Below are 12695 nucleotides of genomic sequence, written 5' to 3'. Positions count from 1 at the left end.
GGCCGGCAGGTCGTTCCCCGGAACGAGAGGAGTGTGACGATGGACCGGAGGACATTCACGAAAGCGGCCGCGATGGGCATCGGGGCACTCCCGCTGCTCCACCGGCTCGGCCCCCCCGTGCGAGGATCGGCACCGATGAAACTGGCGATGGTGATGTACCCGGGGATGTATCCGCTGGACCTCGTCGGACCACATGCGGTGTTGTCGGGTGCGCTGGAGACACACCTGGTGTGGAAGGACCGGCACACGCTGCTGGCGTCGGGGATCCCGTTCACGGCGACGACGACGTTCGCGGAGTGTCCGGCGGACGTGGACATGCTCTTCGTGCCGGGCGGCACGCGGGGCACGCTGGCCGCGATGCAGGACGAGGAGGTGCTGACGTTCCTGGCCGATCGGGCGCCGCGCGCGTCGTACATCACGAGTGTGTGCACCGGATCGCTGGTGCTGGGCGCGGCGGGGCTGCTGAAGGGCCGGCGCGCCACGTCGCACTGGGGCGTGCGTGACTCGATCCTGCCGCTGCTTGGCGCCACGCCGGTGGCGGAGCGGGTCGTGACCGACGGCAACGTCGTCACCGGCGCCGGCGTGTCGGCGGGGATCGACCTGGCGCTGACGCTGCTCGCGCGGATCGCGGGCGAGACCGTGGCGAAGCGCACGCAGCTCAACATCGAGTACGACCCGCAGCCGCCGTTCCACGCCGGCTCACCGGAGGCGGCGGGGCCGGAGATCACGGCGGCGATGGTGGCGGCGTACGCGGAGTTCTCACGGGGGGCCGCGGTGGCGGCCCGTGGCTCGCGTCGCGCCCGTGCCGGTTGATGCACACACTCACGATGGGAGGACGGATGAGCGGAATCACGATCGCACGGATGACGCGCCGGGTGGTTGCGGTGGCGTTGCTGGGCGCGGCGGTGCTGGGTGGTACGCCGTGCGTGGCGCACGCGCAGGGCACCTGGCAGTCCACCCTGCAGCCGCGCGACCTCGATGGCAACACGGCCAACGGCCCCGAGGCGTTCTACGACACGGTGCTGCGCATCACCTGGCTGCGTGACGCGGACGTGAAGGGGCTGATGGACTGGGGCAGCGCGAACGCCTGGGCGTCGTCGCTGGTGGTGGGATCGGTGGGTGGCTGGCGCCTGCCGACCATCGTGGACACCGGGCGCCGCGGCTGCGACTGGAGCAACGACGGCAGCGACTGCGGCTACAATCCCCGCACGCGGGACTCCTCGCGCACTTACAGCGAGATGGCGCACCTCTGGTACGTCACGCTCGCCAACAAGGGCTACTTCGACACCGCCGGCACGCCGGTGCAGCCGGGATGGGGGCTGAAGGTGACGGGCGACTTCCAGAAGGTGCGCTCGTACGGCTACTGGTCGAACGTGGACTATGCGAAGGACCGCGCCTATGGCTGGTTCTTCGGCTTCGCGGCCGGCGGCCAGGACCGCATCGACAAGCACAACATGGCGTTCGCGCTGCCGGTGCACGACGGCGACGTGGGGGCGCCGATCCCGCGGCCGTAGCCTCGCGACGCGTGGAGCCGACGTTCGACAACGGGATCCGGAGATCCTACGTCGCGAACCCTGCCGGCATGCGGGTGGCACCGCCGGTCACCGACAGTCGCGCGATCACGTCGGCCGCGCCCGGATAGCGAGCCGCCAGCTCGGCAGGCACGGCGGCCTCGAAGCAGGTGCCGGTGAAGCCCGGCGCCATGGTGCAGCCGAAGAGGGCATGGCGGCCACCCGGCACCAGGCAGCCCGCCTGCCATGACCCCGCCGGGATCACGTGCTGCACCTGCTGGCCGGCGGTGGGATCGGTGCCCATCAGCACCGTCTCGGTCCGCCCGTCCTCATGCAGCAGGTGGAGGGTGAAGGGGTCGCCCGCATGGACATGCCACACCTCGGCGTGTGCCAGGCGATGGAAGCAGGAGACGCTGCGCGGGCTGTCGGCGTACAGCCCGATCATCGCCGTGCCGGCCGGCTCGCCCGCGTCGTTCTCGACCGTCGAGCGCCAGGTGCTGCGGTAGAGCGTTCCCTCGAGGGGGAGGCGGTCGAACCGGTAGTGGCGGAGCAGCGCCGCGGTGTCGGCGTGCACCGGCGTGCCATCGAACGTGGCGAGGTCGACGACGTCGATGATCGCGTCGAGGTCGAGCGGACCATAGCAGTGCGGGAACAGCTCGGCGGCGCGGTCGTCGGTCTCGGTTGCGCCCGGTGGTGGAGCCGGGGGCTCGTACACGAGCGGCGACGTGAGCAACGTCGGGTCGATCACCAGCAGGACCAGGTCGGGCACGCCGGCGAAGAACGCGCGGGCGGTACCCGGGACCTGGTGCGCGCGCGAGAGGTGGATGAACCCCTCGCCGAGCAGGCTCCCGGCGCGGTAGACGCCGCGGGCGCGTGCCTCGGCGAGCGCGGCGCGGGAGCAGATGTGGAAGACGGTGGTGTCGGCGTGGGTGTGCATGCGTTCAAGATCCCCGTCCCCTCGAAAGGTTCAAGATCTCCGTCCCCTTGAACTCGAGATCTCCGTCCCCTTGAACGCACTCGAACTCGAGATCCCCGTCCCCTTGAACGGCGCCCTGGTCCCGCGCTCAGAAGTGGAAGCCATACCCGAAGAACACCGTCTGCACCCCCAGCAATCCCATGCCGCCCACCGCCAGCCCGCCCATGATCAACGTGAAGGGCACGTACACCAGCCGCTGGATGACGGGATGGTTCCACGGCGTGTGGTGCAGCACCGGCGCCATCACGAAGCCGAGGGCGAGGCCGAGGAACGACAGCTGTCCCATCTGCAGGCAGGCGAGCGCGAACACGATGCCGCAGAGGATCTCGAATCCCTGCACCAGCGGATGGTCGGGGTGGCTGGTCTGCACCGCCGAGCGGACGAGCGCCACCGCGCGGCGCCAGGGTGCGGGTGACCGCCGCGTGGGACTGCCGGTGTTCGCGGTGCCGCGATCGCCGGTCACGAGGAAGGTCGCCGTGCCGGAGAGCAGGTAACCCACCACCCCGAGGGACGACAGGGGGCCCAGCGCGGAGTAGATCACGCTGCTCCGGCAGAGGAAGCTGAACAGTTCGCGCGGCGTGCGCGCCAGCTCGACGATGAAGCACAACACCGGGGCGACGAACGTGAGCACCGTCACGAGGAAGAAGTCCCAGCTGCTCACCACCGCGAAGCGGGCGTCGAGCGCGCGCATGGGCAGCACGAGCTCGTGGCCGGCCAGCACTGCCGTCAGGGGCCGCGGATGCGAGAACAACATCGTGAAGAGCAGGTTGGCGTCGATCACGAACAGGAAGTAGAAGAGCGCCAGCGGCAGGCTGAGGGCGGGGAAGAGCACGTCCAGCTTCTCGACCCACGGCATCCGTTTCGCCCGCAGCACGGGCCACATCTCACGCGCGAAGAACTCGCAGGTGCCGCGCGTCCACTTGATGTGCCGGACCCGGAAGGCCCGCATGGTCTCGGGGAAGTCCTCGAGGCACACGATGTCATCGGCAAAGACGCCACCCCAGCCGCGTTCGCGGGCACGCACGGAGAAGCCGAGGTCCTCGCTCACGATCTCCGGGAACCCGCCGATCTCCTCCCACACCTGGCGCCGTATGAGCGCCCCGTGACCGAGCAGCATCACGAAGCCCCAGCGGTTCCGGAGCGGGTGGTACCAGCGCCAGTGGATGTCGATGCCGACCCCGACGGCACCGGCGATCGTGCCGGCGTCGCGGTGGTTGCAGCGATGGTTGGCCTGCACGTAGCCGCAGCTGGGGTCGCCCAGCAGGCGCGGCACCATGCGCGTGAGGAAGTCGGCCGGCAGGATCTCGTCGGCATCGACGATCGCGAACAGGGGCTCCATCACGGCCGCCGACGCGAGGCCGTGATTGAGGTTGCCGGCCTTGAAGCCGCGCCGGTCGCTGCGGCGCACGACCTGGATGCGCTCCGGATCGCGCGCGGCGAAGGCATCCACCTGCGCGCGGCAGTCCGCATCACTGCTGTCGTCGAGGATGTAGACACGGTACGCCGCGTAGTCCTGCGCGAGGCAGGAGGCGGCGCTGGCTTCGACGAAGTCGTTGCAGGTGAGGTAGAGCATCGCCACCCGCGGCAACTCGCCCTCGATCGGCGCGTCGGGGGCCGGTGGAGACACCCGCTGGCGGCGCCGGTACCACATCGCGAACAGCACCACGAAGACGTTGTAGAAGCCGTAGAGCCAGGCGATCTCGGTGAAGACGATGAAGAAGAGCAGCGCGCCGGTGGCGAGCCGTGACTCGGCAAGCGGCAGCAGTGCCAACAGGCGCGGGTGGAACCAGGCGAGCGAGGCGAACCAGGCGGCGAAAATCGTGAGGTAGAGTGTGGGCCGGGCCGCGGGTGCCGGGCGTGGGGGTGTCATCGGCGCGGCACCCCGACGGAGAAGCCTGCCGCGAGCGTGACCTGCGTGTTCGCGCCCGGCGCCGACTCACGGTTCAGCACGAGCTGCACCCGCTGCCGGCGCGTGAGCGAGAGCGCGAGCCGTGCGAACGCCGCGCGGGTGTCGCCGGTGAGGCGTGGCGTGATGCTGGTGTTGTGCCCCATGGCCGCGCCGCCACCGAGACTGAGGCGCGAGGACAGGCGCGCCTCGCCGGCGAGGAGCGCACGCCACTGCCGCTCGTCGGCCAGGCCGCTGCGGGCGTGGAAGTACGTCGGTTCGATCCGCACGCGCGGGGCGATCGGCACCGACAGCGCGCCGAAGCCAAGCCACTCCGTGCGCGCGTCGCTCCGCGGGCCGACCCAGCCGCCGGCCTTGAGGGCGACGGTGCCGGGGAGGAACACGACCTGCTCCACCGTCAGCATGCCCTGCGTGATGCTGCCGGGGAGCGTGCGGCGGCCGACATCTGCCACGGTCGTGGACGCGTGGTTCCAGTCGCGCTGCACGCCGGCACGATAGAGGGGCACACTGCGGCCGGCGCGGATCAGCGCGAGGTTGTCGAGCGAGAAGGTGTTGTCGTAGCGCGCGAACAGCCGCAGCGACGGCACCGGCCACACCGACAACTCGGCCCCGCGGATCCCGGACTGCACGGCGCTGGTCCGTCCGATCGCACCGGGCGTCTGCTCGAGCGACGTGACCCCCGCCCACAGGCTCGCCTCCATCCACATCGGCGGCCGGTCTGCCTGTGCGCCGAGACGTGGTGTGGCGAGCGTACCGCAGCAGAGGGCCACGAGTGAGGCGCGGAAACGGCGGTGATCCGGACGGTGCATGGATGGCTCCCGTGAGCGTGGTGGCGCGTCGCGACGGACAGGCCGTTCGCGTCGCGGTGACGACAGAAGGGAGGGCCTGCGCGGTGCCGGCACGCGGCAGGTCTCACGCGGCGCCGTAAACGCTTGTGGTGGAAGGAGCTACGGAGCCATGGCGGGCGCGGCCGCGGCGCCCGCGCTGCATCGGCACGTGACGAGTGGTATCATCAGGGGGCACAGGTCGATCCTCGCGGATCGCGACTGGTCCAGACCGCTGGATCGATTCGCATCGGGCGGTGTTCCGTGCACGTTCCCTGCAGGGAAATCCGCTCTTCCTGCTCCATGACGAACGACGCGCGCGAGACCAGCGACGCCCGCTCGACCTGCACGTCGCCATCCGTGTCCCGATGGTGCCCGACCCTCCCGAGTACGCCGCGCGATGTTCCGCCCCTCCCGCACGTTCCGCCGCGTCGCCCACGGGTGCCCGGCGCTGATCAGCCCCAGGCTGGTCCGCATGCTGGTGCGCGCCAGGCAGGGGTGCAGCCGGTTGGCTGCGCTGGCCGCTGCCAGCGTGCTTGGCGCGGGTGTGCTCGCGGCGCAGACCTACACGGTTTCGGTCCAGGGCAGCGGCGCGGGGGCGGGCAACGTCGCCGCACCCGCCGCGAGCGCCAGCACGGCCGCGATCAGTTGTGACATCGCTGCCGGGTTGACCACCGGCACCTGCTCGGACACGTGGGAGCGCGATTCCGTCGCGGCGCTGACGGCCACTGCGGCGCCAGGCTCCATCTTCACCGGCTGGTCGGGCGCCTGCGCCGCCGCCGGCACCGCCCCCACCTGCAGCCTGAGCGCGCTGGACGGGCCGCAAGCGGTGACCGCGGCATTCGAACCGGTCTGTACGGTGGCCGTGAGCTCCGGCACGGGTGGTTCGGCGGCGGTGATCGGCGGTGGCGAGACCGGAGCCTGCGGGCGCACCGTGACGATCGCGGCATCGCCGGCGGTCGGCCACGATTTCGCGGCCTGGACAGTGGGTGGCGGTCCGGTCTCGACCGACAATCCGTACTCGTTCACGCTCACCACTTCGGACACCTGGACCGCCACCTTCGCGGTGGCGCAGTGCACCCTCACCATCGGCACCGCCGTCGGCGGCAGTGCGTCGCTCACCGACGGGACGCTGACGGGTGACTGCGGGCGCAGCCTGACCGTGGTGGCCACGCCGGACGGCGGTTACCGGTTTTCCGGGTGGAGCGACGGGAGCCGTTCGGCCACATACACGCTGGCGCTCACGGCGCCGGCACTCACGCTGACGCCGTCGTTCACCGAGCAGTGCACGCTGACCCTCGACGTGAGCCCGGTCGGGGCGGGCTCGGCCTCGCTGGTCGCGGGTGACGCGACCGGCGACTGCGGTCGCACCGTCACCGCCAGCGCGTCGCCCACGGGAGGGTATCTGTTCACGCGCTGGTCCGACGGCTCCACCAGCGCCACGCGCGCCGTGCTCGTGACGTCGCCGGCGCAGTTGCTGACGGCGGAGTTCACGCTGCCCGGCTGCACGCTGACGCTGGGCGCCGGCACGGGTGGCAACGCCGTGATCACCGACGGCGCGGCCAACGGTGCCTGCGGGCGCAGCATCACCGTGCAGGCCACGCCGGATCCGACCTATTCCTTCAGCGCATTCACCGAAGGGGGCAGCCCGGTCTCCACGTCCAATCCGTGGACGTTCACGCTCACTTCCGATCGCACCATCGTCGCCACCTTCGCCTCGGTGCCGCTCTGCAACGTCAGCGTGAGCGCCGGCATCGGCGGGAGCGCCACGCTCACCGCGGGCACGCCGAGTGGGCCGTGCGGGCGCAGCGTGACGGTGGAGGCCGCGGCCGCGAGCGGGTTCCGCTTCGCGGGCTGGAGTGACGGCAGCACCGTCACGCCGTACACGTTCGTCGTGTCGTCGAGCCTGTCGCTCACCGCGACGTTCGTGCAACAGTGCACGCTCACGCTGGCAGCGTCACCGGCGGACGGCGGCACGGCCACGCTCACCGACGGCACGCTGACCGGCGACTGCGGGCGCACCGCCACGGCCACCGCGACGCCGACGGCGCCGTACACCTTCGTGAACTGGTCCGACGGATCGACCAGTGCGACGCGGGTGGTCAACATCGCCACGCCATCGCAGGCGCTGACGGCGAACTTCGCACAGCCCCTCTGCACGCTGGTGCTCGACCCGCCCACCGGGGGCACGACGGTGATCACGAGCGGCTCGGCCAGCGGTGTCTGTGGTCGCAGCGTCACGGTGCAGGCCACGCCGGCGTCGGGGTACGCCTTCACGCGCTGGTCGGACGGCAGCACGGTGACGCCGTACACGCTGGTCCTGTCTGCGCCGACCCTTACCCTCGGCGCGACCTTCACGCCGCAGTGCGCGCTCGCGCTGATCGCGGCGCCGGTGGCTGGCGGCACGGTGACGCTGACGGATGGCAGCGCCGTGGGCGACTGCGGGCGGACGGTGACCGCGCTGGCGGCACCGGCGACGGGGTACGTGTTCCGGACCTGGTCGGACGGTGTGACGACCGCCTCGCGCAGCGTGGTGGTGACGGTGCCGTCGCAGTCGCTCACGGCCACCTTCGAGCAGCCGCTGTGCACCCTGACGCTGACGAGTGGTGCCGGCGGGAGCGCCGCCATCACGAGCGGCACAGCGACCGGTGTCTGCGGCCGGAGTGTGACGATCCAGGCGACGCCGGATCCGACCTTCTCGTTCAATGCGTTCACCGAGGGCAGCGCACCCGTCTCGACATCGAATCCGTGGACCTTCACGCTCACCACCGACCGGACCATCGCGGCGGCCTTCGCGGCGGTGCCACAGTGCAACCTCACGATCGGCGCCGCGGTGGGCGGCGCGGCGACGATCACGACTGGCAGCGCCCTGGGGCCGTGCGGGCGCAGCGTGACCGTGCAGGCCACGCCGTCCACCGGCTACCGCTTCGGGAGCTGGAGTGACGGCACCACCGTCACGCCGTACGTGCTCACCATGAGCTCGAGCTTCACCATCACGCCGGCATTCGTGCAGCAGTGCACGCTGGTGCTCGCCGCGTCGCCCAGCGCCGGCGGCACCGCCACACTGGCGCCGGGGAGCCTGACGGGTGACTGCGGCCGCACCGCCACTGCGACGGCCACACCGACGGCGCCGTACCTCTTCACCAACTGGTCGGATGGCGCCACCACGGCCACGCGCGCCGTGACGATCTCCACGCCGTCGCAGACGCTCACCGCCAACTTCGCGCAGCCGTTGTGCACCCTCGTGCTGTCGGCTGGCGCGGGCGGCACGGCGACGATCACCAGCGGTGCCGCCAACGGCGTGTGCGGCCGCAGCGTCACGGTGCAGGCCACGCCGAACACGGGCTTCCGCTTCGCGAGCTGGTCCGACGGCACCACCGTCTCGCCATACACCGTGGTGCTCACCGCGCCCACGCTCACCCTCACCGCCAGCTTCACGGCGCAGTGCACGCTCACGCTCGCGGCCACGCCGGCCGCGGGCGGCACGGTGTCGCTGTCGTCGGGGAGCGCGACCGGTGACTGCGGCCGCACGGTGACGGCACTCGCGACGCCGGCCAGCGGTTACGAGTTCCGCACCTGGTCCGACGGTGTGACCACCGCGTCGCGCACGGTGGCGGTGACGGTTGCCGCACAGACACTCACGGCGACCTTCGCACAGCCGCAGTGCACGCTGACGCTGAGCGCCGGTACCGGCGGCACCGTGCGGATCACGGGTGGCAGCGCCACCGGCATCTGCGGGCGCAACATCACCATGCTCGCGACGCCGAACGCCACCTACACTTTCGGTGCGTTCACCGATGGCACGACGAACGTCAGCACACTCAATCCCTTCACGCTTTCGCTGACCACGAACCGGACGATCGTCGCCACCTTCGTGGCGGTGCCCCAGTGTGCGCTGGTGCTCGGCACGGCCACCGGCGGCACGGCCACGCTCACCAGCGGCACGCTGGCGGGTGCCTGCGGGCGGTCGGTCACGGTGCAGGCCACCGCCGGCACCGGGTACCGCTTCGCCCGGTGGAGCGACAGCACCACCACCACGCCCTACACGTTCACGCTCACGAAGACCACCCTCACGCTGCTGCCGGTGTTCGTGCAGCAGTGTGCGTTCAGCGTGGCCGCCACGCCGACCGCCGGCGGCACGGCGGCGATCACGACGGGTGGCGCAGCGGGCGACTGCGGTCGCACGGTGACGGTGGTCGCGACGCCGGCATCCGGGTACCGCTTCACCAGCTGGTCCGATGGCAACACCGAGGCCACACGCACCACCACCGTCACGACCGAGGCGCGCAGCCTGACCGCGACGTTCGCGCTCATCCCGCAGTGTGCGCTCACGCTGGGCACCGGCACCGGTGGCACAGTGGCGCTCACGGCAGGCACGCTCGCAGGTGCGTGCGGACGCGCCGTGACACTGCAGGCCACGCCGGCCTCGGGCTTCCGCTTCAAGGCCTGGTCCGACAGCACGTCGACCAACCCGTACACCCTGACGCTCACCGCCACCACGCTCACGCTCACGCCGGAGTTCGCGGCCCAGTGCACGCTGGTGCTCACGGCCGCGCCGGTCGAGGGGGGCTCGGCAACGCTGACCAGCGGCACGCTCACGGGTGACTGTGGCCGGAGCGTGACGGCGCTCGCACGCCCGAACACCGGCTATGCGTTCACGGGCTGGAGCGAGGCGTCGGCCGCGGCGTCATACACGCTGACGGTCACGCAGTCGAACCAGCCGCTCTCGGCCCTGTTCGCGCCGACGGCGGCGGTGCGGGTGGTGGTGTCCGGCGCGGCGGGGCGCGTGGCGCGCGTGACGGGCGGCACCCCGGTGTGCGCCCTGGTGACCGGCACCACGGAGACGGCGTGCACGGTGGTGCTGGCCGCCACGGAACTGCTGGTGGCCGAACCCGAGCCCACCACGGGCTTCATCGGCTGGCGGGGCGTCTGCAGCGGCCGCGGCACCTGCACGCCGGGCGAGGGCGACGGACGCGAGGTGAAAGCCCTCTTCCTCCCCGTGCGGTCGATCGCGGCCGACGTCGCGGCGCTGGACCTGCTCACTGGCACCGGCCTGTCACTCGCGGACCGCGAACTGCTGGACCAGACCGGCAACGGCGACGGCGTCTTCAACCTCGGCGACCTGCTCGCCCACCTGGACAGGACGAAGCAGGTGCTGACACCAGCCATCTCCTCGCGCATCTTGCAGGCGACGACGCCGCTCAGTCAGCCGACGACCGCCGGCGCACCCACACGGAGACCCTGACGACATGCTGAAGCCCTCGAAGCGGTCCATGCGCGCACGGTTCTCCCTGCTGGCCGGGAGCGCCCTGCTCGCCGGCTGCGGGAGCGGCGGCGACGGACCGATCATCGGACCCCCGCCGCCGCCGGTCGTGAAGGCGGGCACGGCCGTCGTGTCGCTCTCCTCCACCGGCGGCACGGTCGGCGCCATGCGGGTGCTGGTGGTCGGCGCCGGCGTCTCGCTGCCGGCGGCCAAGGGAACGGCAGCGATCCTGACGCGGCGGACGCTGGCGGACACCAGCACCTTCGTCATCAGCACCCGCGGCGTGGCCAACGGCGATGCGGTGCTCGAGTTCAAGGTCGCGAACGTGGAGGCGCCCCTCGCCGTGACGGTGGTCGAGGCGACGGGTGGTCGCGAGCAGGGGTACGCGGCCATCGCGAGCTCGGCAGTCACGCTGTCGGTGGTCCGACAGTAGCCGGCACCCGCTCCGACTCACACCACCCCGGAAACTCGGCCATTCCTGTAGCGTCCGGTTGCAGAGCTCAGGCAACAGGTCGCCCCCTCCGATGCGGACTCTGCCTTTCATCGGGCGGTCCCGCGGATCAGTCCGGCACATGCGGCGCCGGCAGCGGCGACCGGACCGCCTGAAGCGACGGGTGCCGGGAGCGCGATAGCTCGCACGTAACACGTTCAACGACAAGTGTTTGCCGTTTCTTTGCCGCCGTGGATCCGCCCACCAGGGCGGGGCCCCATCGCCGCGCGGACACGCAAGGCCGCGACGCCGCGGAAACACGGGCATGGACCGCAAGCGACGCGCACGGCTCATGCATGGACATCTGGTTTACGCCGCGTCCTGTCTCGCCGTCGCCGGCAGGCGGAATGGCGGCGTACCTCACCGCGCGTGACCCATGCCACCTCAACCCAGCCGCACCGCCGCAGGACCCTCGGCCGTCCTGGCCGCCGTCGCGGCGTTTCCGGACCGGCTGCGGCGGCGCGCACCGCTGTCCCGGGTGTGCGCGCTTGCCGCGGCGATGCTGCTGGCGATCCCGGCCGTGCAGGCGCAGACCTACACCCTGCGCGTTAGGGGAGGGGGCTCCGGCTTCGGTGGGGTGACCGTGCCGCCCACCGGCGGCCAGGCGGGGATGAACTGCGCCATCGCCAGCGGTATCGCTGCCGGCACCTGCGCGCGGACCTACGCGCGCAGCACCGCCGTCACGCTCACGGCCACACCGCTCGCGGGGTCGGTCTTCGCCGGCTGGGCCGGCGTCTGTGCCAGCGCCGGCTCGGCATCGCGCTGCACGGTGAGCAACCTCACCGGCAACGTGTCGGCGGTCGCGACCTTCGAGCCTGACTGCACGGTCACGATCCTCGCGGCCAGCGGCGGCTCCGCGACCTTCGCCGACGGAACGCCCAGCGGCGCCTGTGGCCGCAGCGTCACCGTCGTCGCGACGCCGGCGGCCGGCTATCGCTTCGATCGCTGGTCTGATGGTGCCACCGCGGCCACCTACACCTTCATCGTCGCGTCGAGGGCCCTGGTGCTCACGCCGGCGTTCGTCGCCCAGTGCTCGCTCACGCTCGGTGCGTCACCCGCCACCGGCGGCACCGTCGCCCTCACCAGCGGGACGCTCGGCGGTGACTGCGGGCGCAGCGTTTCGGTACAGGCGACTCCGAGTCCCTTGTATCGTTTCAGCGCGTTCACCGAGGGGGGCGGCACCGCCAGCACCGTGAACCCGTGGAGCTTCACGCTCGCCACGAATCGCTCGGTCGTGGCCACCTTCGCGGCCGTGCCGCAGTGTGCACTCACACTTGGCACAGCTCCCGGCGGTGCGGCGACGCTCGTGAGCGGCGCACTCACCGGCGACTGCGGCCGCGCGGTGAGCCTGCAGGCACGCCCCGACTCCGGGTTCCGGTTCCGGAGCTGGTCGGATGGCACGACCACCACGCCGTACACGCTCACCCTCACCGCGCCCACGCTCACGCTCACCCCGGAGTTCACGGCGCAGTGCACGCTGGTGCTGGCCGCGCTGCCTGCCGACGGCGGCACGGTGACGCTGTCCTCCGGCACGCTCACGGGGGATTGCGGACGGAGCGTGACCGCCGTCGCCACCGCGCGCAGCGACTTCCGCTTCACCGGCTGGTCCGAGGCGTCGGCATCGGCGACGTACACGCTGACCGTGACGCAGTCGCGCCAGCCCCTCTCGGCGCAGTTCGCATCGCTCACGTCGGTGCGCGTGGTGATCTCCGGCGCGCAAGGACG

Annotated in this window: 8 protein-coding genes; 5 read left to right on the top strand and 3 right to left on the bottom strand. The window is 71.6% G+C overall.

Annotated features, from left to right (window positions below; translation table 11 throughout):
* Window positions 1-39 precede the first annotated feature (39 nt).
* Both IT355_11280 and IT355_11275 read left to right on the top strand, forming a co-directional pair.
* Entirely contained in the window at window positions 40-813 is a 774-nt protein-coding gene (locus tag IT355_11280) for a DJ-1/PfpI family protein (GenBank protein MCC7053840.1), read from the top strand.
* 26 nt (window positions 814-839) lie between these two features.
* Complete coding sequence (locus IT355_11275) at window positions 840-1514, top strand: hypothetical protein (GenBank protein ID MCC7053839.1); 675 nt, start codon at window positions 840-842, stop codon at window positions 1512-1514.
* Between the two features lie 46 nt (window positions 1515-1560).
* Here IT355_11275 and IT355_11270 read toward each other — a convergent pair whose 3' ends face one another.
* From IT355_11270 to IT355_11260, 3 genes are all read right to left on the bottom strand, one after another.
* Window positions 1561-2448, bottom strand: coding sequence for a cupin domain-containing protein (locus tag IT355_11270; GenBank protein ID MCC7053838.1), 888 nt, complete (start codon window positions 2446-2448; stop codon window positions 1561-1563).
* 127 nt (window positions 2449-2575) lie between these two features.
* Window positions 2576-4357 carry a glycosyltransferase gene (locus IT355_11265; protein MCC7053837.1) on the bottom strand — a complete coding sequence of 594 codons (1782 nt, stop codon included), beginning with the start codon at window positions 4355-4357 and terminating at the stop codon, window positions 2576-2578.
* Complete coding sequence (locus IT355_11260; GenBank protein MCC7053836.1) at window positions 4354-5202, bottom strand: hypothetical protein; 849 nt, start codon at window positions 5200-5202, stop codon at window positions 4354-4356. Before IT355_11260 ends, IT355_11265 begins: the two co-directional genes overlap by 4 nt.
* Window positions 5203-5617: 415 nt before the next feature.
* Between IT355_11260 and IT355_11255 the strand changes: the two genes are divergently transcribed.
* The 3 genes from IT355_11255 to IT355_11245 form a co-directional block, all read left to right on the top strand.
* Window positions 5618-10462, top strand: a complete 4845-nt coding sequence (locus IT355_11255) for a hypothetical protein (protein ID MCC7053835.1) — start codon at window positions 5618-5620, stop codon at window positions 10460-10462.
* A gap of 4 nt (window positions 10463-10466) precedes the next feature.
* Window positions 10467-10913 (top strand): hypothetical protein, encoded by a 447-nt coding sequence (locus IT355_11250; GenBank protein MCC7053834.1) that lies wholly within the window; start codon window positions 10467-10469, stop codon window positions 10911-10913.
* 433 nt (window positions 10914-11346) lie between these two features.
* The coding region (locus IT355_11245; GenBank protein MCC7053833.1) for a hypothetical protein at window positions 11347-12695 on the top strand (1349 nt) is incomplete at its 3' end.

Source organism: Gemmatimonadaceae bacterium (assembly GCA_020851035.1).
GTDB lineage: Bacteria > Gemmatimonadota > Gemmatimonadetes > Gemmatimonadales > Gemmatimonadaceae > JACMLX01.
This window is presented reverse-complemented; position numbering and strand designations above follow the sequence as displayed.

Excerpts from the sequence above, each read along its gene's own strand:
- IT355_11265 (MCC7053837.1), bottom strand. The coding sequence starts at position 4,357 with ATGACACCCCCACGCCCGGCACCCGCGGCCCGGCCCACACTCTACCTC.
- IT355_11275 (MCC7053839.1), top strand. The coding sequence starts at position 840 with ATGAGCGGAATCACGATCGCACGGATGACGCGCCGGGTGGTTGCGGTG.
- IT355_11260 (MCC7053836.1), bottom strand. The coding sequence starts at position 5,202 with ATGCACCGTCCGGATCACCGCCGTTTCCGCGCCTCACTCGTGGCCCTC.
- IT355_11255 (MCC7053835.1), top strand. The coding sequence starts at position 5,618 with ATGTTCCGCCCCTCCCGCACGTTCCGCCGCGTCGCCCACGGGTGCCCG.
- IT355_11250 (MCC7053834.1), top strand. The coding sequence starts at position 10,467 with ATGCTGAAGCCCTCGAAGCGGTCCATGCGCGCACGGTTCTCCCTGCTG.
- IT355_11270 (MCC7053838.1), bottom strand. The coding sequence starts at position 2,448 with ATGCACACCCACGCCGACACCACCGTCTTCCACATCTGCTCCCGCGCC.
- IT355_11280 (MCC7053840.1), top strand. The coding sequence starts at position 40 with ATGGACCGGAGGACATTCACGAAAGCGGCCGCGATGGGCATCGGGGCA.